19 protein-coding genes, 2 tRNA genes and 2 pseudogenes are annotated in these 24,044 nt (G+C 68.9%); 10 read left to right on the forward strand and 13 right to left on the reverse strand.

Annotation, left to right across the window (positions count from 1 at the left end):
- Positions 1 to 546: 546 nt before the first annotated feature.
- From IFU19_RS05725 to IFU19_RS05740, 4 genes are read right to left on the reverse strand one after another with little or no spacing between them, the layout of a single operon-like run.
- Positions 547 to 2,196, reverse strand: a complete 1,650-nt coding sequence (locus tag IFU19_RS05725) for an ABC transporter ATP-binding protein (RefSeq protein ID WP_342343378.1) — start codon at positions 2,194 to 2,196, stop codon at positions 547 to 549.
- Positions 2,193 to 3,002: an ABC transporter permease gene (locus tag IFU19_RS05730; protein WP_055836902.1), complete on the reverse strand. Its 810-nt coding sequence runs from the start codon at positions 3,000 to 3,002 to the stop codon at positions 2,193 to 2,195. Before IFU19_RS05730 ends, IFU19_RS05725 begins: the two co-directional genes overlap by 4 nt.
- A complete protein-coding gene (locus IFU19_RS05735; protein WP_192013162.1) occupies positions 2,999 to 3,976 on the reverse strand; it encodes an ABC transporter permease in 978 nt (325 codons plus the stop codon). Before IFU19_RS05735 ends, IFU19_RS05730 begins: the two co-directional genes overlap by 4 nt.
- 14 nt (positions 3,977 to 3,990) lie before the next feature.
- A complete protein-coding gene (locus tag IFU19_RS05740) occupies positions 3,991 to 5,604 on the reverse strand; it encodes an ABC transporter substrate-binding protein (protein WP_192013163.1) in 1,614 nt (537 codons plus the stop codon).
- A 244-nt stretch (positions 5,605 to 5,848) separates the two neighbouring features.
- Between IFU19_RS05740 and valS the strand changes: the two genes are divergently transcribed.
- On the forward strand, positions 5,849 to 8,416 hold the full coding sequence (gene valS / locus IFU19_RS05745; protein ID WP_192013164.1) for a valine--tRNA ligase: 2,568 nt from the start codon (positions 5,849 to 5,851) through the stop codon (positions 8,414 to 8,416).
- Positions 8,416 to 8,664, forward strand: a complete 249-nt coding sequence (locus tag IFU19_RS05750) for a hypothetical protein (RefSeq protein ID WP_055836886.1) — start codon at positions 8,416 to 8,418, stop codon at positions 8,662 to 8,664. The genes valS and IFU19_RS05750 overlap by 1 nt, the downstream gene beginning before the upstream one ends.
- Before the next feature lies 1 nt (position 8,665).
- Here the strand turns inward: IFU19_RS05750 and IFU19_RS05755 are convergent, their stop codons facing one another.
- A complete protein-coding gene (locus IFU19_RS05755; protein WP_192013165.1) occupies positions 8,666 to 8,878 on the reverse strand; it encodes a hypothetical protein in 213 nt (70 codons plus the stop codon).
- Positions 8,875 to 9,468 (reverse strand): winged helix-turn-helix domain-containing protein, encoded by a 594-nt coding sequence (locus IFU19_RS05760; protein ID WP_192013166.1) that lies wholly within the window; start codon positions 9,466 to 9,468, stop codon positions 8,875 to 8,877. Before IFU19_RS05760 ends, IFU19_RS05755 begins: the two co-directional genes overlap by 4 nt.
- Before the next feature lie 81 nt (positions 9,469 to 9,549).
- Between IFU19_RS05760 and IFU19_RS05765 the strand changes: the two genes are divergently transcribed.
- Positions 9,550 to 11,601 (forward strand): M3 family metallopeptidase, encoded by a 2,052-nt coding sequence (locus IFU19_RS05765; RefSeq protein ID WP_192013167.1) that lies wholly within the window; start codon positions 9,550 to 9,552, stop codon positions 11,599 to 11,601.
- Between the two features lie 69 nt (positions 11,602 to 11,670).
- Here the strand turns inward: IFU19_RS05765 and IFU19_RS05770 are convergent, their stop codons facing one another.
- From IFU19_RS05770 to IFU19_RS05800, 7 genes are all read right to left on the reverse strand, one after another.
- The gene (locus tag IFU19_RS05770) at positions 11,671 to 12,792 is read right to left on the reverse strand and encodes an epoxide hydrolase family protein (protein WP_192013168.1); all 1,122 of its coding nucleotides are present in this window, start codon (positions 12,790 to 12,792) and stop codon (positions 11,671 to 11,673) included.
- Positions 12,793 to 12,952: 160 nt separating this feature from the next.
- Positions 12,953 to 14,221 (reverse strand): ATP-dependent Clp protease ATP-binding subunit ClpX, encoded by a 1,269-nt coding sequence (clpX, locus tag IFU19_RS05775; protein WP_055836872.1) that lies wholly within the window; start codon positions 14,219 to 14,221, stop codon positions 12,953 to 12,955.
- A gap of 269 nt (positions 14,222 to 14,490) precedes the next feature.
- Complete coding sequence (locus IFU19_RS05780; RefSeq protein WP_055836869.1) at positions 14,491 to 15,153, reverse strand: ATP-dependent Clp protease proteolytic subunit; 663 nt, start codon at positions 15,151 to 15,153, stop codon at positions 14,491 to 14,493.
- Between the two features lie 23 nt (positions 15,154 to 15,176).
- Entirely contained in the window at positions 15,177 to 15,761 is a 585-nt protein-coding gene (locus IFU19_RS05785) for an ATP-dependent Clp protease proteolytic subunit (RefSeq protein ID WP_055836866.1), read from the reverse strand.
- Between the two features lie 78 nt (positions 15,762 to 15,839).
- The gene (locus tag IFU19_RS05790) at positions 15,840 to 16,328 is read right to left on the reverse strand and encodes a tetratricopeptide repeat protein (protein WP_192013169.1); all 489 of its coding nucleotides are present in this window, start codon (positions 16,326 to 16,328) and stop codon (positions 15,840 to 15,842) included.
- Between the two features lie 442 nt (positions 16,329 to 16,770).
- Positions 16,771 to 18,240, reverse strand: a complete 1,470-nt coding sequence (tig, locus tag IFU19_RS05795) for a trigger factor (RefSeq protein ID WP_192013170.1) — start codon at positions 18,238 to 18,240, stop codon at positions 16,771 to 16,773.
- Between the two features lie 73 nt (positions 18,241 to 18,313).
- Positions 18,314 to 18,387 (reverse strand) — tRNA-Pro (locus IFU19_RS05800).
- Positions 18,388 to 18,642: 255 nt separating this feature from the next.
- Between IFU19_RS05800 and IFU19_RS05805 the strand changes: the two genes are divergently transcribed.
- The 7 genes and pseudogenes from IFU19_RS05805 to IFU19_RS05830 all read left to right on the forward strand — a co-directional run bounded on the left by IFU19_RS05805 (position 18,643) and on the right by IFU19_RS05830 (position 23,920).
- Positions 18,643 to 18,716: transfer RNA gene (locus IFU19_RS05805), tRNA-Gly, on the forward strand.
- 242 nt (positions 18,717 to 18,958) lie between these two features.
- Positions 18,959 to 19,195: pseudogene (locus IFU19_RS17120) on the forward strand (hypothetical protein); the annotation flags it as partial.
- Between the two features lie 476 nt (positions 19,196 to 19,671).
- Positions 19,672 to 19,971, forward strand: a complete 300-nt coding sequence (locus IFU19_RS17125) for a tyrosine-type recombinase/integrase (RefSeq protein WP_441004768.1) — start codon at positions 19,672 to 19,674, stop codon at positions 19,969 to 19,971.
- Positions 19,972 to 20,973: 1,002 nt separating this feature from the next.
- Positions 20,974 to 21,099, forward strand: a pseudogene (locus IFU19_RS17130) (helix-turn-helix domain-containing protein); the annotation flags it as partial.
- 396 nt (positions 21,100 to 21,495) lie between these two features.
- Positions 21,496 to 22,140 (forward strand): hypothetical protein, encoded by a 645-nt coding sequence (locus IFU19_RS05820; RefSeq protein WP_192013172.1) that lies wholly within the window; start codon positions 21,496 to 21,498, stop codon positions 22,138 to 22,140.
- Positions 22,141 to 22,187: 47 nt separating this feature from the next.
- The gene (locus IFU19_RS05825) at positions 22,188 to 23,255 is read left to right on the forward strand and encodes a DUF262 domain-containing protein (RefSeq protein ID WP_192013173.1); all 1,068 of its coding nucleotides are present in this window, start codon (positions 22,188 to 22,190) and stop codon (positions 23,253 to 23,255) included.
- A gap of 44 nt (positions 23,256 to 23,299) precedes the next feature.
- Positions 23,300 to 23,920, forward strand: a complete 621-nt coding sequence (locus IFU19_RS05830; RefSeq protein ID WP_192013174.1) for an MAE_28990/MAE_18760 family HEPN-like nuclease — start codon at positions 23,300 to 23,302, stop codon at positions 23,918 to 23,920.
- Positions 23,921 to 24,044: the final 124 nt, after the last annotated feature.

The raw sequence follows: 24,044 nt of genomic DNA on the forward strand, positions 1-24,044 counted from the left end.
GGCGGGGCTTGAGGTTGCGTCGCGGGCGTGGGGGGGCGGTTGCGGGGGTGGGGCGGCGAAGGCGTTGAGTGTCCAGGACACGCCGCGTCGCGCGGTGCGGGTGCGGCGTGTTCTGGACACTCAACGGGGCTGCGCCCGCGCGGTCGGCACCCGGTGCCGCGGGACGGGCGGGCGCGGGCGGGCGCGGGCGCGGGCCGGGCGCGAGCGAGTGCCCGGGGCGGTCGCGCGACCGGGTCGGCAGAGGCGTTGAGTGTCCAAGACACGCCGCGTGTGGCGGTGCAGTTGCGGCGTGTCCTGGACACTCAACGGGGTTGCGTCGCGCGCGGGCTGACGGCCCGTGCCGCTTGCCTGCAGTCGCGGGCGGGGTCCCGGCAACCGCACGCGGGGGCCGACAGAGGTGTTGAGTGTCCAAGACACGCCGCATGGAGCGGTGCGGGCACGGCGTGTCCTGGACACTCAACGGGGCTGCGCCCGCGCGGTCGGCCGCCCGCTGCCGACGGCCGGCAGTCGCGCAGTCGCGCGTGCGGGCGGGCGGGCGCGCGCAGCTCACCCGCCGGCGGATGGGCCGGTACCCACGCCCGCGGCGGCGAGCAACTCCCTCGTGAACGGATGCCGAGGATCGGCGAACACGCACGACACGGTGCCCGAGTCCACCACGCGGCCGTCCTTCATCACGATGACGTCGTCGGCGATCGAGGCCACGACGTCGAGGTCGTGCGTGATGAACACCATCGCGAGGTCGCGCTCGCGCTGGAGGGCGAGCAACCGTTCGAGGATCCGCTCGCGCACCGTCGCGTCGAGCGCCGACACCGGCTCGTCGAGCACGAGCAGGTCGGGGTCGGCGGCGAGGGCGCGGGCGATCGCGACGCGCTGGCGCTGACCGCCCGACAGCTGGGCCGGAAGCCGTCGGCCGAACGCCGGGCCGAGCCCCACCTCGTCGAGCAGGTCGCCGACCGCCGCCCGACGGCCGGCACGCGGCACACCCGCGGCGGCGACCGCCTCGCCGAGCGTGCGTCCGACGCTCCAACGCGGGTCGAGGGCGCCCCAGGGGTTCTGCTGCACGAGCTGCACGCGACGGCGGGCGGCGCCCCTCGCCGCGCGGGGCGACCACGGGCGGCCGTCGAAGGTCAGGGTCCCGGCATCCGGTTCGGCGACGCCGACGATCATCCGCGCGAGCGTCGTCTTTCCCGAGCCCGACTCCCCGACCACGGCGAGGGTGCGGCCGCGCCGCACGGCGAACGACACGTCGTCGACCGCCGCGCGGTCACCGAACCGCTTCGTGAGGGACGTGCCCGAGGCCAGCGGGGCGTCGGTGCGGGGGGCGCGATGCAACGGCGGATGCCGGGTGGCATCGACCAGCGCACGGGTGTGGGGGTCTCGGGGGGCGGCCATCACCTCGGCCGTGGTCCCCGTCTCGATCGCGCGTCCGTCGTGCAGCACGATCACCCGGTCGGCCACGCGACGGACGGCAGCGAGGTCGTGGCTGATGAACACCACGGCCACGCCGCTGTCGGCGATCGCGCGCACCTGATCGAGCACGCGCGCCTGCACGGTGGCATCCAGTGCCGTCGTGGGCTCGTCGGCGACCAGGATGCCGGGACCCGCCGCCAGCGCCGAGGCGAGCAGCGCGCGTTGGCGCAGGCCGCCCGACAGCTCGTGCGGGTACTGACGCGCCCGCCGGTCGGGCTCGGGCAGGGCCACGCGCTCCAGCACCGCGCGCACCCGATCGCGCAGGGCGTCGCCGCGCACGGCGGGTTCGTGGATGCGCAGGGGCTCGGCGACCTCGGCGCCGATCCGGCGCAGGGGGTCGAGCGAGACCAGGGCGTCCTGCGACACGAGGGCGATGCGTCGCCCCCGGAGCCTGCGCCAGGCCCGCCCGCCGAGGGCGCGCGCGTCGACGCCGTCGATGCGCAGGGCTTCGGCGCTCCACGACAGCGTGCGCGGGAGCAGTCCGAGCAGTGCGCGGGCGCTCAGCGACTTGCCCGTGCCCGATTCCCCCACGATCGCGACGCACTCCCCCGGCGCGACGTCGAGGTCTAGTCCGCGGACGAGCTCGGTGTCGCCGGCAGCGATGCGCAGCCCGCGCACGTGCACGCCGCCCGCCACGCTGCCGCCCGCGCCGCTGCCGCCCGCGCCGTTCCCGCCCGCGCCGCTCACACCCGCCGCCGCCACGCCCCGCCCCTCTCGCCCGTTCACGCGCCGCGCTCCTCGGCCCGCGCGCGCAGGATACGACCGACGACGCTCACGCTGACCACCGTCGCGGTGATGGCGAGGCCCGGGAACACGGCGACCCAGGGCGCCTGCAGCAGCAGGTTGCGTCCGGCCGAGAGCATGAGTCCCCACTCCGGTGTCGGTTCGGTCGGTCCGAGGCCCAGGAAGCTCAGGCCCGCGGCGGCGAGGATGCTCGTGCCGATGCCGATGGTGCCCAGCACGCTCACCGCGCCGAGGACCCCCGGCAGCACGTGCCGCACGTGCACGGTGACCGCCGGAACCCCCACGATCCGCGCCGCTTCGACGTGCTCGGCGGCGGCCGAGGTGCGCGTCTGCGCGCGCGCCAGGCGCACGTACACGGGGACGGCGGCGATCGTGACGGCCACCGCGACGTTGACCGGCCCGGGACCGAGAACGGCAACGACCAGCAGCGCCACGAGGAACTCGGGGAACGCCAGCAGCACGTCGACGACGCGCATCGCCGCGGCGTCGACCAGGCGCGGTGCCATCGCCGACAGCGACCCGACGATCACGCCCACGACCAGCGCGAGCCCCGTCGCGAGCAGTCCGATGCCCACCGAGCGTCCCGCGCCGAAGACCACGCGCGAATAGACGTCGCGTCCGCTCTGGTCGGTGCCGAACCAGTGGGCGCCACTCGGCGGCTGGAGCGCCGCCCGCACGTCGGTCAGCAGCGGGTCGTGGGTGGCCAGCAGCCCCGGCGCGAAGGCGGCGAGGGCGACGACGGCGAGAACGGCGCCCGCCGTGCTCAGTGCGACGACGCGGCCCCTCACCCCGGCACCCCCACCCGGGCGCGCAGGGCGGCGTCGGCCCGCCGCAGCCGCGGGTCGAGCACGGGCACGACGAGGTCGACCACCGTGTTCACGACGACGAAGACGAGGGCGCTCAGCAGGATGACTCCCGTGATGACGGGCAGGTCGCGATCGGTGATCGCGGTGAGGGTCACGCGGCCGATTCCGGGACGCGCGAACACCGTCTCGACCAGCACCGCACCCCCCAGCAGCGAGCCGACGAGGTAGGCCGCGAGCGTCACGCCGCCGACGCTCGCGTGGCGCAGGGTGTGGTGCACGCTCTCGCGCAGTGGCGTCGCCCCGCGGGCACGCACGGTCGTGAGGAACGGTTCCCGTTCGGCCGACTCCACGCCGTCACGCAGCACCTGCGACAGCAGCGCGGCGACCGGCAGCGCGAGGGTCACCGCGGGCAGCACGAGGGCCGCGGCATCCCTCGCCCCCGACACGGGGAACCACCCGAGCTGGAACGAGAAGACCGACAGCAGCACCAGTCCGGTCCAGAACACCGGAGAGGAGAGCACGATGAGTTCGATCCCGGATGCCAAGGCTCGGCCCGTCCGCCCGCGCACGAGCAGGGCGCTGGCCAGGGCCAGCAGCACCGCGAGCACGAGTGCGAGGGCCGAGAGCTGCAGCGTGGGTCCGAGCTGACGCCCGATCACCTCGGTCACGGGCTGCCGCAGCTGGTACGACTCCCCCAGGTCGCCGCGCAGCAGCCGACCGAGGAAGGCGCCGTACTGCTCGAAGACCGGGCGGTCGAGGCCCAGCTCGCTGCGGATCCCGTCTTTCACCGCGTCGCTCACCTGCGCCTGCGGGCCGAGCATGACGTCGACCGGATCGCCGGGGATGATGCGGAACGCCACGAACGCCAGCGTCGCCGCCCCCCACAGCACCGCGACGACGGATGCCACGATCCCGCCGATGCGCCTCAGCAGGGCGCGCGAGCGAGATCGTGGCATTCCGGGTCCGAGTCTCAGCCGACGGCGGCCGTGGCGAACAGCGGCCGACCGTAGAGGTCGAACGTCAGGCCGGTCACGTCGGGACGGACGGCGCTGATGAGCGCGGGGCTGTACAGGGGCACGATCGCGGCGTGCTGAGCGTTCCACTGCTGCACCTGGGCGTAGATCTCGGCGCGCGCGGTGGGGTCGGTGGTCGACGCGCCCTCGGCGAGCAGCGCGTCGACGGTGGGGTCGCTCACCTGCGAGGCGTTCTGGAAGCCGTCGGTGGCGAGGTGGCTGCGCAGCAGATCGGCGTCGACGCCCGAGAAGCCCCAGTCGGTGACGTCGTAGGTCTTCGGGCCGTACTGCTCGTTGTACGCACCGGGCTCCAGCACCTCGCGCTGCAGGTCGAATCCGACCGCCTTGAGGTCGCTCTGCACGGCGTTGGCGAGTGCGGCGCGGTCGTCGGGCACGGGGGTCCAGGCGATCCAGCGGGCCGTGAGGCGCTGGCCGTCCTTGGTGCGGATGCCATCGGCATCCCGTCCGGTCCATCCGGCCTCGTCGAGCAGGGCGCCCGCTGCGGCTGCGTCGAAGGGCCACGAGTTCTCGAGGCTCGCGTCGTAGCCGGGGGTCGTGGAGCCGAGGATGCTCCAGGCGCGCGGGTACTGGCCGAAGAAGATCTCCTGCACGGCGGTGTCGACGTCGATGGCCCGCGTGAAGGCCTGGCGCACCTTCTCGTCGGCGAAGACGCCGTACTTCTCGTTGAGGAACAGCGAGTAGGGCAGGCCGGGGTACTCGATCGACTCCACGGTGTCGTCGGCGGGGACCTGGCTGACGAGGTTCGGGGGCAGGTTGGTCACGACGTCGGCCTGGCCGCTCGACAGCGCGCCGACGCGCACCGAGGCCTCGGGCAGGATGTCGACGCGCAGGGTCTCGAACGCGGGCTTGCCGCCCCCGTCGGGGCCCCACGTGTAGTCGTCGTTGCGGGTGTAGACGATGTCCTGATCGGGCGTGTACTCGGTGAGCTCGAAGGGGCCGGTGCCGACCGTGACGCCGGGGCCGCCGGCCTTGAGCTGGTCGGCCTTCGTCTCGAGCACGGCCGGCGAGTAGAACCCGAGCAGCGCCGTGCTCGCGGCCTGCAGGAACGGGGCGTAGGGCTGCGAGAAGCGCACGCGCACCGTGTGCTCGTCGACCACGTCGGTGCCGGCGTACAGGTCGCCGCCGAGCATGGATGCCGCCTGCGCCGACGCCGTGTCGGGATCGACGATGCGGTCGAAGTTCGCCTTCACGGCCGCCGCGTCGAAGGGCGTGCCGTCGTGGAAGGTGACGTCGGTGCGGAGGCGGAAGAGGTAGCTCGCGCCGCCGTCTTCGACGTCCCACGACTCGGCGAGCCACGGCGAGAACGAACCGTCGGCCTCCTGGAACACGAGCGAATCGAGCACCGCGCGCTGCACCATGGCCGACACGTCGAGCTGGCTCGTCTGCGGGTCCATGTGCCCGGCCGAGAGGTTCGCGCCCTCGATCGCCCAGACGATCTCGCCGTCGCCCGAGGCGCCCGGGTCGGAGCCGGAGCACGCCGACAGGGAAAGGGCGGCGACCGCGGCGACGGCGACCGCCGACAGCACGCGACGGGAGAGCGAAGAAGGCATGGACGAACCTCAGAGTTTTCGATGGGGAGGTTTCAGACTACCCGGGTTCCTGGACGCGGTGCGGAAACCTCGACGCCGTGGGCCGTTGTGCACCTCGGCATCCACCCCACCCCACGGACTTTGCGCACATCGCCGAGCACGCGCACGCCGGCGCCACGCGCGCGCGGCGACCCCGGTATCCTGGAGGCCACCCCCTTCAGGCACGCTCACACAGTGCCGCCCATATCGCTCGAGGAGTACTCCCATGGCCACGATTCCCGACAAGCCCGCCCTGGAAGGCCTCGAGCAGAAGTGGGACGCCGCGTGGAAAGAACGCGGCACGTACGTCTTCGACCGCCTGCGCGCCGCCGAGAGCGGCCGGCAGGGCGTCTACTCGGTCGACACCCCGCCGCCCACGGCATCCGGGAGCCTGCACATCGGTCACGTGTTCTCGTTCACGCACACCGACGTGAAGGTGCGCTTCGAGCGCATGCGCGGCAAGACGGTGTTCTACCCGATGGGCTGGGACGACAACGGCCTGCCCACCGAGCGCCGTGTGCAGAACTACTACGGCGTGCGCTGCGACCCCTCGCTCCCCTACGACGCCGACTTCACCCCGCCGTTCGCCGGCGGCGACAATAAGAGCAGCAAGGCCGCCGACCAGGTGCCGATCAGCCGCCGCAACTTCATCGAGCTCTGCGAGCAGCTCACGATCGAGGATGAGAAGCAGTTCGAGGAGCTCTTCCGCGAGCTGGGCCTCAGCGTCGACTGGACGCAGACCTACCGCACCATCTCCGATGACTCGATCCGCACGAGCCAGCTGGCGTTCCTGCGCAACATCGAGCGCGGCGAGGCGTATCAGTCGATGGCGCCGACCCTGTGGGACGTCGACTTCCGCTCGGCGATCGCCCAGGCCGAGCTCGAAGACCGCGACCAGCCCGCCGCCTACCACCGCGTGGGCTTCGCGAAGACCGACGGCTCGGGCGACGTGTTCATCGAGACCACCCGCCCCGAGCTGCTCGCCGCGTGCGTCGCGCTCGTGGCGAACCCCGACGACGAGCGCTACCAGCCCCTCTTCGGCACGACCGTGCGCACCCCGCTCTTCGACGTCGAGGTGCCGGTGCTCGCCCACCCGCTCGCGCAGAAGGACAAGGGATCGGGCATCGCCATGATCTGCACCTTCGGCGACGTGACCGACATCATCTGGTGGCGCGAGCTCGACCTGCCGAACCGCACGATCATCGGCAAAGACGGACGCATCGTCGCCGACGCCCCCGACGTGATCGTGACGGATGCCGCGAAGGCGGCGTACGGCGAACTCGCCGGCAAGACGGTCTTCAGCGCCAAGAAGCGCATCGTCGAGCTGCTGCAGGAGGCAGGCGCCATGGAGGGCGCCCCGAAGCCCTTCACCCACCCCGTCAAGTTCTTCGAGAAGGGTGACCGCCCGCTCGAGATCGTCTCGACGCGCCAGTGGTACATCCGCAACGGTGCGCGGGATGCCGAGCTGCGCGAGCGTCTCGTCTCGCTCGGGCGCGAGATGTCGTGGCATCCCGACTTCATGCGCGTGCGCTTCGAGAACTGGACCAACGGCCTCACCGGCGACTGGCTCGTCTCGCGCCAGCGCTTCTTCGGGGTGCCGATCCCCGTCTGGTACGCGCTGGATGAGAACGGGGAGCGCGACTACGCGCGCGTCCTGACGCCCGACCTCGCCGCGCTCCCGGTCGACCCGACGGTCGATGTGCCCCCGGGGTACACCGAGGACCAGCGTGGAGTGGCCGGCGGCTTCGACCCCGAGCTCGACATCCTCGACACGTGGGCGACGTCGTCGCTCACCCCGCAGCTGGCCGGTGGCTGGCAGCGCGACGAGGAGCTGTGGAACCTCGTCGCACCGTTCGACCTGCGTCCGCAGGGTCAGGACATCATCCGCACCTGGCTCTTCTCGACGATGCTGCGCAGCGCCCTCGAAGACGACCGGAGCCCCTGGTCGGATGCCGCGATCTCGGGCTTCATCGTCGACCCCGACCGCAAGAAGATGTCGAAGTCGAAGGGCAACGTCGTCACTCCCGCCGACATCCTGAAGCAGCACGGCTCCGACGCCGTGCGCTACTGGTCGGCGTCGAGCCGCCTGGGCACCGATGCCGCCTTCGACCCGCAGAACCCGACGCAGGTGAAGATCGGTCGGCGCCTGGCGATCAAGCTGCTGAACGCGGCGAAGTTCGTACTGTCCTTCCCCGTGCCCGAGGGCGCCGAGGTCACGCACGACCTCGACGCGTCGATGCTCGCGACCCTGGATGCCGTCATCCGAGACGCGACCGCCGCCTTCGAGGCGTACGACCACGCGCGGGCGCTGGAGATCACCGAGTCGTTCTTCTGGACGTTCTGCGACGACTACCTCGAGTTGGTCAAGGAACGCGCGTACGACCAGTCCGACGTGGGTCAGGCGTCGGCAGCGCTCGCGCTGCGCACGGCCCTGTCGGCGCTCGTGCGCCTGTTCGCCCCGGTGCTGTCGTTCGCGGCCGAAGAGACGTGGTCGTGGTTCGAAGAGGGTTCGGTGCACACCGCCGCGTGGCCGGAGCCGCTCGGCATCGACGGCGACCCCGCCGTGCTCACCGCCGTCAGCGCCGCGCTGATCGGCATCCGTCGCGCCAAGACCGAGGCCAAGGCTTCGCAGAAGACGGCGGTCACCTCGCTCACCGTCTCGGGGCCGAACGTCGAGGCCCTGCGTCTGGCCGAGGGCGATCTGCGCGCCGTGGGCCGCATCGAGACCATCTCTTTCGTCGGGGCCGAGACCACCACGGTCACCGACATCGTGTTCGCACCCCAGGAGGACTGATGCAGCTCGGAACCCGTTGGACCGCCCGCGAGCAGCCGCCGAAGGCCGTGCCCGAGGCGCTGCACGCGCAGATCGCCGCGGTCGAGGCCGCGCTCACCCCCGACGGCCTGAGCGCCCCCGCCCCGCGGTGGACGCTCACGTTCCTCGAGGGGCGCGCGGTCGCCGAGCTCGACACGGGGGTCGTCGTGACCCAGGATGCCGCGGGCGAGGTCGTCGTGCGCTACGACGACGACGACGAGTTCGCCTGAGTCAGCGCACGCGCAGGTAGAACTCCGCCTCGGCGTACGGCGACCGCCCCTCGCCTCGGGCGGCGTGCCGTGCTTCGCTGTTCGCTGGCCTCATCGCCCGCGCCCGCATGCGGGACTCCGCGGCTCGGGCGAGCATGCGAGACAGGCCCAGCAGGGCGCGGTCGAGGGCGGTGGGGGCGAGCGTGCGCGGCGCCGTGGTCGTGAGGGCGGTCATGAGGCGACTCCGTCGGCGGGAAGAGGGAAGACGTCGGCACGCATGGTCACCACGCGAACGTCGTCGCCGGTCTGATCGCGGTACCGGTCGGTCGTCTCGTCGATCACCGCCTGCAGGCGTGCGCTGAGGTCGGCCATCTGCGCCGACGTCAGTCGGGCGCTGGCGGTGGCGATGAGCGTGGCATCGCGCCAGTCGGGTGCTTCTTCCCAGCCGTCGCGCACGAAGCGCATGAGCTGCTGCTGCCGCAGGGTGAGGGTCTCGCTCGCGACGGCCTCCTGCACGGCACGACCGGCCGGGGTCTCGGCCAGCTCGGGGTTGGTGAGCGTGATCGCACCCACCGGGCGTTCCCACCAGCGCTCGCGAGCGGTGCCGCGCCCCTCGACCTCGCGGATGAGCTCGTGGCGCGCGAGCGCACGCAGGTGGTAGCTCGTCGCGCCCGTGGACTCCCCCGTGAGCGTCGCGAGGCCGCTCGCCGTCTGGGCGCCGTACTGGCTGAGCAGGTCGAACAGGCGGACGCGAAGCGGGTGGGCGAGCGCGCGGAGGGCACCGGCGTCGAGGACGCGTTCCCGGGGTCGGTTCTGCTCGGTCATGATGCAAAGATAACTTTGCACGGGTTTCTTTGCAAGCACTTCTTTGCATCCGGTCGCTGAACGCGTGACTACGCTGGAACGATGACGGATGCCGTGACCAATCCCCTCCTCTCACCGCCCGCTCTCCCCTACGACCTGCCGCCCTACGGCAGCATCCGCGCCGAGCACTACCTCCCCGCGTTCCGCGCGGCGTTCGACGCCCACCGGGCCGAGGTCGACGCCATCACGGCGCGGACCGATGCTCCGACGTTCGAGAACACGCTCCTGGCGCTCGAGCGCAGCGGTGACCTGCTCGACCGCGTCGCGAGGGCGTTCTACACCGTGTCGTCGGCTGACGGAACGCCCGAGATCCAGGCCGTAGAGGAAGAACTCGCGCCGCTCCTGGCCGCGCACGGCGACGCCATTCAGCTCGACGCGGCCCTGTTCGCCCGCATCGCGGCGGTGCACTCCTCCCTCGACGACCTCGAGCTGGATGCCGAGAGCCGGTACCTCGTCGAACGCCACCACCGCGAGATGGCCCTCGCCGGCGCCGGTCTCGACGATGCGCAGAAGGCCCAGCTGACCGACCTCAATCAGCGGCTGTCGGTGCTCACCACCGCTTTCGAGAAGAACCTGCTCGCCGACACGAACGACCTCGCGGTCGTCTTCGACGACGTCGCCGAGCTCGACGGTCTCGGCGCCGGCGAACTGTCGGCCGCAGCCCAGGCGGCGACCGCCCGCGGTCTCGAGGGCCGCTACGTCGTCACCCTGACCCTGTACACCGGTCACCCCTACCTGGCGTCGCTCACCAACCGTGAGAGTCGCCGACGCCTGCTCGAGGCCTCCCGCTCGCGCGGGACCCGCGGCAACGCGCACGACAACCGTGCGGTGCTGCGCGACATCGTGCGACTGCGCGCCGAGCGTGCCGCCCTGCTGGGGTACCCGTCGCACGCCGCGGCCATCCTCGCCGACCAGACGGCCGGCTCCCCCACCGCCGTGCACGAGCTGCTGCGCCGCCTGGCCGCCCCCGCCGCGGCGAACGCCCGCGCCGAGCAGGCCGCGCTCCAGCGCATCGCCGACGCCGACGCCATCGAGATCGAGGCGCACGACTGGGCGTTCTTCACCGAGAGGGTTCGGGCAGCCGAGTACGACCTCGATCGTGCGGCACTCCGGCCCTGGTTCGAGGCGGAGCGCGTGCTGCGCGACGGCGTGTTCTTCGCCGCGGAGCAGCTGTACGGCATCCGCGCGAGCGAGCGGCACGACCTGCAGGGCTATCACCCCGACGTGCGCGTGTTCGAGGTGCACAACGCCGACGGCAGCGAGCTGGGCCTGTTCCTGCTCGACCTGTACACCCGCGACACCAAGCGGGGCGGCGCGTGGATGAACTCGATCGTCACGCAGTCGGCGCTGCGTGGCACCGCGCCCGTGGTGGTGAACAACCTCAACGTCAACAAGCCCGCGCCGGGTACGCCGACGCTGCTGACCCTCGACGAGGTCACCACGCTGTTCCACGAGTTCGGCCACGCTCTGCACGGGCTCTTCGCGACGGTCACGTACCCGCACTTCGCCGGTACCGCCGTGCACCGCGACTTCGTGGAGTTCCCCAGCCAGGTGAACGAGATGTGGATCCTCTGGCCCGAGATCCTGACGAACTACGCCCGCCACATCGACACCGACGAGCCCCTCCCCGCTGACGTCGTCGAGCGCCTGCACGCGTCGGAGGCGTTCAACCAGGGCTTCGCCACGAGCGAGTATTTGGCGGCTTCGTGGATCGACCAGGCCTGGCACGGCCTGTCCGTCGACGAGGCGGCGGCCGAGATCGACGTCGCCGAGTTCGAGGCCGCCGCTCTGGCGGACATCAGCCTGGACATCCCGGCGGTGCCGACCCGGTACTCGTCGACGTACTTCGCCCACGTGTTCTCGGGCGGGTACAGCGCGGGCTACTACTCGTACATCTGGAGCGAGGTGCTCGACGCCGACACGGTCGAGTGGTTCCGCGCCAACGGTGGCGTGCGCCGCGAGAACGGCGATCGATTCCGGCAGCGCCTGCTCGGCGTCGGCGGCTCGGGCGATCCGCTGGCGGCCTACCGCGACTTCCGCGGGCGCGACGCCGACATCCAGCCGCTGCTGGAGCGCCGCGGTCTCACGGGCTGAGGCGTCCCGCCGTGGCCCTCGCCGCCGACGGGCATGGGCGGGGCCACGGCGGGACGTCACCGAGCACGCTCAGCTGGTGAGCGACTCGACGAAGTCGCCGACGCGCTGCGCCAACGCCTCCGGCACCTCGGCCGCGGTGAAATGCCCACCCTCGGACAGGCGCTCGAACACCCGCAGGTCGCGGTAGAACGCCCGAGCCATCACCTCGGGGTAGTCGGCCTCATGGCGCTGGATGAAGACCGCAGCCGGCACGGTCGTCGTCGCGGCGGGCTCGGCGTCGGCGGAGTGATGGTCGAAGTAGGGCCGGAACGACGTCGCGATCGTCTGCGTGACCCAGTAGAGGGTCACCTCGGTGAGGATCCTCTCGCGGGAGATGCGCGTCTCGAGCGAGCGCGGATCGTCGGTGTCGACGTCGGCCCACTCGACGAACTTCTCGACGATCCACGCCAGCAGCGCTGCGGGCGAGTCGTTCAGTCCGACCGCCAGGGTGTCGGGCCGTGTCGCCTGCGCGTGGCTGTAGGCACCGCCCGATGCGCGCTCGCGCTCCAGATGAGCGCGGAACGCCTGCACCTCGGGGAGCGCGGACAGGGACTCGTCGCTCGGCGCGGCGAAGTGGGGGTGCGTCGCGATGATGCCGGTCACCTGATTCGGATACCGCACCGCCAGAAGGTCGTTGATCGACGCCGAGACGTCTTCGCCGTAGGTGACATACGTCTCGTATCCGAGATGCTCGGTCATGAGTTCGTGCACGGACCGCACCAGCCGTTCATCGGTCATCGGCCCCTCCCGATAGGGCGTCGAGAAACCGAACCCGGGCAGGCTGACGACCACGACATGCATGCGAGACTGCAGACGTTCCGCGAAATCGAGCTGCAGGGCGAAGGTGTGCGGCCACCCGTGCATGACGAGCAGGGCCGGCGCCTCGGGGTCGGGCGCGCGGAGGTGGACGGCGTGCAGCGTCGCCCCCTCGACGTCGACGAGCACCTGCGGGTGCGCGTTCAGCCACTCCTCGCGGGCGCGCCAGTCGAAGCCGGCCCAGGACTCCACCAGCTCGGCGAGGTAGTCGGCCGTCATGCCCGAGGCCGGTCGGCCCGGGGAATCCGGGAGCAGCCGGGAACGGCGCAGACGCTCTCGGAGGTCGACGAGGTCGTGCTCGGGAACGGAGATTCGAAAGGGTGTGACGCTGACCATGTCGCGAGGTTAGCGGCCACCTCCGACATCGCTCGCCGACGCCACGGCTCGTCTGGTCACCGCCGGTGCAGGACCGCGTGTGCGGACGCTCGCGCTACGGCGCCGCCGTCGTTCGAAACGGTCCCGATCTTCTCAGGCGAGACGAGCCGGGCGTTCGCGCTCAGGCGCTCCGGCGCTTCTGCGCGAGCACGATCGTCGGCGGCACACGGTCTTCGACCGACGCCCGCGTGATGACCACCTTGGCGATGTCATCGGCCGAGGGCACATCGAACATGATCGGTCCGAGCACGTCTTCGAGGATGGCGCGCAGACCGCGGGCACCCGTCTTGCGCAGCACCGCGAGGTCGGCGATGGCGCGCAGCGCGTCTTCGTCGAACTCCAGCTGCACGCCGTCGAGCTCGAACATGCGCTGGTACTGCTTGACCAGGGCGTTGCGCGGGGCGGTGAGGATCTCCATCAGCGCGTCCTGGTCGAGGGGCGAGACCGATGCCACGACGGGAAGGCGACCGATGAACTCGGGGATGAGACCGAACTTGTGCAGGTCTTCGGGAAGCGCCTCGCTGAAGAGGTCGGGCGCATCTTCTTTCCGCTGGAGCGGGGCGCCGAAACCGACGCCGTGCTTGCCGACGCGGGCGGAGATGATCTCTTCCAGCCCCGCGAAGGCGCCGGCCACGATGAACAGCACGTTCGTCGTGTCGATCTGGATGAACTCCTGGTGCGGGTGCTTGCGCCCGCCCTGCGGGGGAACCGACGCGACGGTGCCCTCGAGGATCTTCAGCAGGGCCTGCTGCACGCCCTCGCCCGACACGTCGCGCGTGATCGAGGGGTTCTCGGCCTTGCGGGCGATCTTGTCGACCTCGTCGATGTAGATGATGCCGGTCTCGGCGCGCTTGACGTCGAAGTCGGCGGCCTGCAGCAGCTTCAGCAGGATGTTCTCGACGTCTTCGCCGACGTATCCCGCTTCGGTGAGCGCCGTGGCATCCGCGACCGCGAACGGCACGTTGAGACGCTTGGCCAGGGTCTGCGCGAGGTAGGTCTTTCCGCAGCCGGTGGGACCGAGCAGCAGGATGTTGCTCTTGGCGATGTCGATCTCTTCGGCACGCGCCTCGGCGGGCTGCAGGGTGCCGTGCGAGCGCACGCGCTTGTAGTGGTTGTAGACGGCGACGGCGAGGGCACGCTTGGCGGCCTCCTGACCGACGACGTACTCCTCGAGGAACGAGAAGATCTCGCGGGGCTTGGGGAGGTCGAACTCGGCGACTTCTCCCGCCGAGGACTCGGCCATGCGCTCTTCGATGATCTCGTTGCACAACTCGACGCACTCGTCGCAGATGTACACGCCGGGACCGGCGATGAGCTGCTGCACCTGCTTCTGGCTCTTGCCGCAGAAGGAGCACTTGAACAGGTCGGCGCTTTCACCGATACGTGCCATGCCGGTTCCTCCTGTCACCCGGCCCCCGCCGGTGTGTACCCGAGCCTAACCCGTGCCCGTACGAACCAAGGGCATTTGGGCCCGCGGCGGTGTCGTGATCGCCCAGGGCGGACGCCGGCATCCGTTCTCTCCCCCGTTTGCCGCGCGTGAGTCGCCGAGATGTGTCCCTGCGGACCGCCCTCGAGCGACGACTCTTGGCGAGTCGCGCGAGGAACGACGAAGCCCCGCAGACCGAAACGGGTCTGCGGGGCTTCGAGACGAGAAGCGCGTCAGGCGGTGAGAGCCGCGGGCATGCGCTTGCGCGTGGTCAGCACCTGGTCGACGAGGCCGTACTCGAGGGCCTCCTGCGCCGACAGGATCTTGTCGCGGTCGATGTCCTTGTTGATCTTCGCGACGTCCTGGCCGGTGTGGTGAGCCATCGTGTGCTCGAGCCAGGTGCGCATGCGCAGGATCTCCTGCGCCTGGATCTCGATGTCGGACGCCTGCCCGTGACCCGCTTCGCCCATGGCGGGCTGGTGGATCAGGATGCGGGCGTTCGGCAGCGCCAGGCGCTTGCCGGGGGCACCGGCGGCCAGCAACACGGAGGCTGCCGACGCGGCCTGACCGAGCACGACGGTCTGGATCTGCGGCGAGACGTACTGCATCGTGTCGTAGATCGCCGTCATGGCCGTGAACGAGCCACCGGGCGAGTTGATGTACATGATGATGTCGCGGTCGGGGTCCTGCGACTCGAGAACGAGAAGCTGGGCCATCACGTCGTCGGCCGACGCGTCGTCGACCTGCACGCCGAGGAAGATCACGCGGTCTTCGAACAGCTTGTTGTACGGGTCCTGGCGCTTGTAGCCGTAGGCCGTGCGCTCCTCGAACTGAGGAAGAACGTAGCGGCTGCTGGGCATGTGCGACGCTGCGCCGCCGAAAGTGGGGATGTTCATGTCGGTGTCCTTTCCTCTCGGCCTCAGGCCGCGGTCCCGCCGCCGCCGGTGACGTCGGTGGCGTGCTCGCGCATGTGGTCGACGAAGCCGTACTCGAGAGCCTCGGCGGCGCTGAACCAGCGGTCGCGGTCGCCGTCGGCGTTGATCTGCTCGACGCTCTTGCCCGTCTGCGCGGCGGTGATCTCTGCCAGACGACGCTTCATGTCGAGGATGAGCTGCGCCTGCGTCTGGATGTCGCTCGACGTTCCGCCGAAGCCGCCGTGCGGCTGGTGCAGCAGAACGCGCGCGTTGGGCGTGATGTAGCGCTTGCCCTTGGTGCCGCTGGTCAGCAGCAGCTGACCCATCGACGCCGCCATGCCGATACCGACGGTCACGATGTCGTTCGGGACGAACTGCATCGTGTCGTAGATGGCCATGCCGGCGGTGATGGAGCCGCCGGGCGAGTTGATGTAGAGGTAGATGTCCTTCTGCGAGTCCTCTGCGGCCAACAGCAGGATCTTGGCGCAGATCTCGTTGGCGTTATCGTCGCGCACCTCGGAACCGAGCCAGATGATGCGGTCCTTCAGCAGCCTGTCGAAGACGCTCGTTGCCATAAGGGGTTCGGGCATGTGTGCTCCTCTTCCGGTGATCTGCAACGAATCTACCGGCGGGCCGCGGGCCGGGATGCCGTGTTCGCCGCGGGCGGATCAGCGGGAATCGTCGGCGATTTCTCGCGCGTACCCGGTCACCGAGCGGGTATAGCGCGGCAGGTGCGGCGCGAGGGCCCGGAGGGCGATGGATGCCGCCTGCTCGGGCGCACCGGTCGACACCAGCGCGAGGGCGTAGAACGCCGCAGCGGCATCGTGCAGCGGTCCGCGCGGTTCGCGCTCGTACTCGGCGCGGAGCAGTGCCAGGGCCTCCTCGGTCTTGCCGAGGTTGCGGATCGTGCTCGCCAGCTGGATGGTGGCGCGGGTGCGCCGCTCGTCGTCGAGGCCGAGGGCGAGCGCGCGGCGGTAGAGCACCTCCGCCTCGTTCTCGACGCCCGCGGAGTCCCGTGCGCCGGCCCGCTCGAACAGCGCGACGGCGTCGTCGTCGGGCCGCTCGGCGGCCAGCTCGTCGATGCGTGCGATCACCGCGGTGGGTTCCAGCGCCTCGTCTGCCCACACGGCATCCACTCGGTCCTGCCAGTCGTCCATGTCGTCGCTCCACCCTCTCGGCGTCGTCCTTCTCACTCGAGTGTCCACAACACGCCGCATCACCGAAGCTGGGGCGGCACGTCCTGGACACTCAACAGCATTCGGGGTCGGCGCCGGGCGCGCCGCCCCGCGCGCACGCGCACTCCCGGGGGTTCGCGCCCGGGTGCGCACCCCCGGGGGTTCGCGCCCGGGTGCGAACCCTCGGGTCCGGGGCCGAGTGCGCACTCTCGGGTTCCGGCCCGCGCGCCGCGCACCGCACCGCCCGTGCGCCCCGGGGCGCAAACCCCCTGTTGAGTGTCCAAGACTCGCCGCTCAGAGCGCGCGGCGCGCGGCGTGTCTTGGACACTCCGCGCGCGGCGCGCGGCGTGTCTTGGACACTCAACAGAGAGTCCGGGAACGGGAAAGGGGGCGGATGCCGTAGCACCCGCCCCCTCGTCACGACTTACTCGCTCTCGGCGGCCTTGTCGTCGGCCTTCTTCTTGGCAGGCGCGCGCTTCTTGGCGGGAGCCTTCTTCGGGGCCTCCTCGACGGGAGCCTCCTCGGCCTCGACGACGGCGTCGGCGTCGGCCGCGGCGTCCGCGATCTCCTGCGCCTCTTCGACGACCTCGTCGTCACCCTCGGTGGGCTCTTCGCCCTCGACGGCGACGAAGCCGGTCAGGTCGACGGCCTTGCCGTTCGTGTCGACGACGGACACCTTGCCGAGCGCGATCGCGAGGGCCTTGTTGCGGGCGACCTCACCGACGAGCGCGGGCAGCTGGTTGCCCTGCTGGAGCGCGTTGACGAAGTCCTGCGGCGCCATGTTGTACTGCGCGGCCGACTGGATCAGGTACTGCGTGAGTTCGTCCTGCGACACCTGCACGTTGGCGTCTTCGGCGATCTTGTCGAGCACCATCTGCGTGCGGAACTGCTTCTCGCTCGCCTCGGTGACCTCGGCGCGGTGCTCGTCGTCTTCGAGGCGGTTCTCGCCCTCGAGGTGCGTGTGCACCTCGTCTTCGATGAGCGCCGGCGGAACCGGGATGTCGACGGCCTCGAGCAGGGCCTCGATGAACTTGTCACGCGCGGCGGAGCCCTGCGTGAACACGGCCTGCTGCGACACGCGCTCGCTCAGCGACTCGCGGAGCTCCGCGAGCGTGTCGAACTCCGACGCCATCTGCGCGAAGTCGTCGTCGGCGTCGGGGAGCTCGCGCTCCTTGACGGCGGTGATGGTCACCGCGACCTCGGCCTCTTCGCCCGCGTGGTCACCGCCGACCAGCTTCGAGCGGAACGTGGTCTGCTCGTCGGCGGTGAGCGATTCGATGGCCTCGTCGATGCCCTCGAGCAGCTCGCCCGAGCCGACCTCGTACGAGACGCCCTCGGCGCGGTCGATCTCGGCGCCGTCGATGGTGGCGACCAGGTCGAGCTCGACGAAGTCACCGGTGGTCGCGGGGCGGTCGACCGTGACGAGCGTGCCGAAGCGCGCACGAAGGCGGTCGAGCTCGGCGTCGATGCCGGCCTCATCGGCCTCGACCGCGTCGACGGTCACCGTGAGGGTGTCGTAGGCGGGGAGGTCGAACTCGGGGCGAACGTCGACCTCGACGTCGATGACCAGGTCACCGGAGAAGTCCTTGAGCTCGGGGAGCTCGATGATCTCGGCGTTGGGGCGACCGATGACGCGCAGTTCCTGGTCGTCGACGGCCGCGCGGTAGAAACCGTCGAGGCCCTCGTTGACGGCGTGCTCGATGACCGCGCCGCGGCCCATGCGCTGATCGATGATCGGGGCGGGGACCTTGCCCTTGCGGAAGCCGGGGATCTGCACGTCGCGCGCGATGTGCTCGTAGGCGTGAGCGATGCTCGGCTTGAGCTCGTCGGGCGAGACCGTGATGTGGAGCTTGACCCGGGTGGGGCTGAGCTTCTCGACGGTGCTGTTGACCATGCGGTTCGTTCTCCTCGTGTGGCCCGCGCGCACGCGGGGGCCGATTGGGCCTGTGGTCTGTGGGGCCGTGACGTCGGGGCGACAGGATTTGAACCTGCGGCCTCCCGCTCCCAAAGCGGGCGCTCTACCAAGCTGAGCTACGCCCCGGGGCGACGCGCGGCACGCGCCGACGAAACGACCGAGGAAAGTCTAGTCGATCGACCTGGGCACGCCGGTTTCTCTGCGGCGGGGTTGTCTGATCCGCTCAGGATGCGTCCGCGGGCGGCACTTCCTGCCGGTCCTCCGGATGCCGAGGAGCCACCCGCCCGTGCACGAGTGCCCCCGCATGGTGTCGGCGGCACTCCCACGGGTGTCGTAGAGTAGAGAAGTCCGATTCCGCGACTCCTCGAGTCGCCGGATTTCGGGGCTGTAGCTTAGTGGTAAAGCCTCTGTCTTCCAAACAGATGATGCGAGTTCGATTCTCGTCAGCCCCTCCACACAAAGTGCCTGGTCCGGCACCATTTCCGTAGCTAGTTCGGCTCCCTTCGCTGGAGCTGATGAGGGTCCATGGCCAATCGATGGCCAATAGTCCTGATCTTGCAGCCGCCTCCGGCGTATAACGGACATGAACGGATCAAGCGTGCGCAAGCGCAGCCATGGCCAAGGCCAAGTCACCCCCTACCGCGACGGCTTCAGAATCAGGTGGTCACTCCCTGACGGAGGACGTAGCTCGAAGGTCATGAGACCAGCCACCAAGACGCAGGCCGAGCGGGAGCTACGGCGCATCCTGGGGGAGGTCGAGAAGGGTGAGCACCAGGATGACCGGCGCGGGTCGGTGACCTTCGACGCCTTCTTCGAAGACTGGCTGACCCTACGTGAGCTGGAGGTGAAGCCCTCCACGTACAAGAACCTCCAGAGCATCCATCGAGCGGTACTCAGCCCTACCTTCGGCCCGAAGAAGATCAACGCCATCACGCGCAAGTCTGTCGACCTTTGGTGGGCCAAGCACAAGGTCCACCCAGTGCAGCGGCGCAACTCCTACTTCGCTCTAAAAGGCGCGATGGATCAGGCCGTCGACTGGGGCCTCATCACCGTGTCGCCCTGTCAGGTGAAGCATCCGGGGAAGGACGAGTCGAAGGATAGGCCCACCTGGAGCGTCGAAGAGTTTGACGCCGTGCTGGCCCACGTGCCTGAGTTCTACCGCCCCGTGATTCTCATCATGTTTGCGGGTCACCTTCGGCTGGGCGAGGTCATCGCGCTGAACTGGTCGGACGTGACGCGCGAAGGAGTCGTGACGGTTACCAAGCAGAAGACCGGACTAGGCTTCACCGCCGACACAAAGACGGGTCAACACAAGAGGATCCAGCTCCTCCAGAGAGGTGTGGACGCCCTCCAGACACTCCCCGGAGGCTTCGGGTCCACCCCCTTCTTGCTGGAGAGCGTGCCGAGCGGATGCCGCGGAACAGCCTCCGAGACGCATGGAAGGAGGCTGTGGTCGTGGCCGGTCTGGAGAATTTCCGTGTGCACGATCTTCGTCATGTCGGACTCAGCCTGGTGGCCGAAGCGGGCGCGTCCGAGAAGGTGGTCCAACAGCGCGCCGGTCATGCGTCCGCGACGAGTACGAGGCGATACATGCACACGAACGCCCGCCAGCACGCGGAGGCTGTCGAGAAGGTCGACGCGCTGGTCGCTCGACTCACGCAAGGCAGTAGATTCAACGCCGCGAAGATCGCGAATCGAGATCCGCGTTAGCGCGTAACGTGCAATAAAAGCCCAGGTTAGCGGGTACATCTGAAAATGTCGTATGCTGGCTTACAGCGCCCGCTCCACCCCGGCTGTTGATTCGTCCCATCGCCCCGGAGCGGGCGCTTCCACGTCCCCGGTTTAGCGCGCGACGCTACTTAATTCCGAATGCTTGCATGCGCACGAGCGGTAGGCGTACAGTGGCTCTCGACGAATCAGCAGCCCCTCAATCGGGCCCATGTTGGTGGCGTCCCGTAGATGCCGGGGAAAGTCCAGACCGGAAGTTGAGATCACTCCTTCCGGTCGCTCTTGGATCTCTCGACCGATGTAACCGAGATTCAGCCCTTCGCCCCGCTCGGGGTCGCTCATGCACTGGCCCAATCCGGGCGGGCCAGGCCCACCATCCACGGGGTCAGCGCTGGCCAACTGAACACGTGACGCGACGGGACGATCGCCCGAGACCCGCTGTAGGCGACAGCGACACAAGATAGCCATCCCGATGAGCACCGCCTCGTCGACCGTCAAGGAACGTCCGGGGGTCGACAATGTCAGCGCGGAGGTGTGCTCAACATCCCGACCGTTGGGCGACTGCATGCGCCCGTGCCTTGGCTCCATACGTGAACCACGACGCCCCTCCCGTGTGCACCTGTCTGCACATAGGGGGGTGCTCACCACCGTGAGCCCTGCCCAAGGGCAGGCACATCCACGTCCTGAGCTAGCTCGTGTCGAACACCGCCTGCGCCACAAAGCCGAGCTATGTTCAGACGCGGTTAGCGCGTGACGCGCATTCTCGCGAACCCCGGCCATGGGTTAGCGCGTGACGCGCACTCACCGCAGACGCCACGACCAGCGCGTCGGGTAAGCGCATCCAGCACGGCCTCAGACCCGAGTTCGACACCGAGAACAGGTTCGATGTTGGAGCGGTCGATACTCATCGCATGACCGCCTCGACCGCAGCACCCGCACGTCGCGTAGGACGCCCGTGCGCGGCGCAACGGGGGGCGGAAGAGTGCCCTCACCACTAAGCAGGCTGAGCGCATCCGCAAGCTGCACGCGGACGGCGCGACAGTCTCAACCCTTGCGGAGGACTTCAAGGTCAGCCGCCCGACTATCTACCGGGCGTTGGAAGCGGCGTAGCTTCTGGCAGAGAAACGGCCCCCAGAATCGCGTACACCGCCCGCCTGGGGGCCTTCGTGCGTCTAGGCGGTGCCCAGCTCGCCCCGGCGGTCGCGCAGCTTGGCCGCTGCACACGCTATCTCAATGACGTAGGAGGGATCGGTACGGATCGCTCGATCAAACTCGGCGTCGAGCACTCCAAGCCACGCTCGCTCTTCGAGGACACTCCCGGCTTGCGATGCTTCACAGCAGCTCGCGGCGCTCGTGCCGTCCGCCGTCGCTCTGGCTCTCGCGTCTCGCACCACGCTAGCAAGCCGCTCCGCTCGTGCGGCAGCTCGTGCCTGCGGAGGCAACACCTCGCCGTTGGCAATGCGCGCCGTCGTCAGCGCGTGGGTCGCCCGTGCCAGGATGCGCATCATGGAGACAGAAGACCTCATCGAGCGTGTGATTCAGGCCCTGGAACCCAACCCCTGGGGCGCGGAGTTCTGGGCAGGAATCTTCTCGACGCTGATCGGAGTCGTAGCGGGTGCCGTGCTCTCCTGGCTTTTCGCTCGGCGGTTGCAGACTGAGGCCCAGGAAGATCGCTATGGCGAACGGCTGGACGACCGCACCCTGATCTGGACCGACGCGCTGGAGAATTTCCTGGGACGTCTGCACGATGAGGCTTTCGCGGACCGCGGCGCGACGCGTCCTTACGAGCCCTCCGGCGAAGTGTGGCTGTCCTACGAGGCATTCCGCACGCGGCTTCGTCAGGCGAGCTTGATCGCGAACGCTGCCGACCGTGTTGTGATCGCGGACCTGCGAGACGATATCGACAGGAGCATTCATGAGTCGTACGGCGCTCGGGGCTTCGACGGCGAGTTCCTGACACGTGCCCGCATGCTCATGGCCGAGTACGGGAACTACCGGCGCGGCGAGCTGCATCCGTCGTGGTTTGCGTTCTGGAAGCAAGGAACCCAAATGCCGTTCGTCCTAGACGGGAAAGATCCCCGTAAAGCCGCGCCCAGAGTCAACCCGACCGTTCGCTTCTCCGCCAGAGCAGGTTCCCTGCCCGGATGGTGAGCAAACCGGTTGCCGGTCAGTCGCCTTCCACCGATACTGTTTCTCGCATGGCCAAGGTCGATCCCGCAGAGCAGCGCGCCCAACTCACAGATCAGCGACACAAGGTGGACTTCGACTCGTACGATGTGACGGTCGATGAGCTGGTCAGACGTGTAGGCAAGGACCGGATCGAAATAGCACCCGCATACCAGCGGCAGTTTCGATGGGACAGCAAACGACAGTCACGTCTGATTGAATCGCTCCTATTGGGCATTCCGGTGCCGTCTCTCTTCATGGCCACCAACGTCGATCAGACGCGTGGCACGACCTGGGAAGTCGTAGACGGGCTGCAGCGCCTGCTCAGCCTCGTGAACTTCTTGGGCGACCCCGCCACGCGGGCGGGAGCCAACCTCGACGGCGACCCGACGAGCCTCACCGATCTGGATAAGCTCACGCTGTTGGAGGGGTACAGCGCGAAGGATCTTCCCACCGACATCTTGACCGGCCTGGAAGACCGCCCCATTAAGGTCATCGTGCTGAACGACAAGAGTGACCTGCGAGTCCGGTTCGATCTCTTCGAGCGTCTTAACACCGGAGGAATCAGGCTTACTGATCATGAAGTGCGCGAATGCGTCTACATGGGTGAGTTCATCAATCTCCTAGATGAACTAGCCCAGACCCCTGACTTCAAGACGGTCGTGAGAATCACTGAGAGTCAACAGCGCGATGGTACGGCTCAGGAGTACGTCTTGCGCTTCTTTGCATTCCTAGAGCGCTACGCGGCCTTCGACCACTCCGTGAAGGACTTCCTGAACGACTTCTGCGCCGACGCTGCAACAACGCCCCGGGCAGATGCGCGCCGCAAGGTGTTCTCCAAGACGTTCTCATATTTGGCGACTGTGTTCCCGGATGGACTGAAATCACGCAAGGGGACTACGGCGGTGAACCTTTTCGAGGGCATCTCGGTAGGTGCGGCGCTTGCGCTGCAGCAGGACCCGTCGCTCGCTGTGCCGACCTCGCTGGACTGGGTGACCACCGACGAAATCAAGAAGGTTACTACTGGCGCAACCAACAACCGCGCGAGCGTCTCCGGGCGCGTGAAGTTGTCTCGCGATCACTTTCTCGCCGGGAAATGATCAGCGTCGCTCTGCACCGACAGGCGCTCAAGGATCGCATAGCCGTGGTGATGTCGCTGATCGATGAGACCCACCCCGCCGCGCCTGCAGTCGGTCCCATATCGCGCGAAGCGCGAGGACTCGCAATTGTGCTGCTGTTCGCGGCGTACGAGGAGCTGCTCACCTCACTGACCAGGACCTTGCTCGAAACTGTTGTGCGGATGCGAATCAGCAATCGTCGGATGCAACCGGGATTCAAGGCGTTTGCAGTTCGTAACTCGGTGCGGTCGTTGCGGGATGTTAGCGAGCGAAAGCTGTTTGTATCCGCGATTCCGACCATGTTGGAGCTGACCGAACGCACCGATCAACACCCCACTGTGGACACGAACGACTTTCCGCACGACGGCTCTTTCATGAAGCGGACTCAGATCGAAGTGTGGGCACGCACATTCCGAGTTGGTCCGCCCGCGACGATTCTGAAAAGGACCTGGAACAGTATCGACGCGGTTGTCTCGCAGAGGAATCAGGTTGCCCATGGAGCACTGACTCCGCAGGATGTAGGTCGCAACTACACCGAGAGCGAAGTCCGGAAGCTTGTTAGCGACTGGTCTGCAGACTGGGAGGACTTCCTCCTCCATGTCGAGAAGTGCGCGAGCACGCGCGATTTCTTCCGCGTTCCGCGCTGACGATCATCGCCTGCTCCGCGCTCATCGCTCCCGGGTTCGTCGTCCTCAACCCGCCGCCCGCCCCGGTATCGGTCGCGAGCAGCCCCATGAACGCCCCGTGCACGACGTTCTCGCCCGACCCTGA

This window comes from Microbacterium sp. CFBP 8794 (assembly GCF_014841235.1).
Classification (GTDB): Bacteria; Actinomycetota; Actinomycetes; order Actinomycetales; family Microbacteriaceae; genus Microbacterium.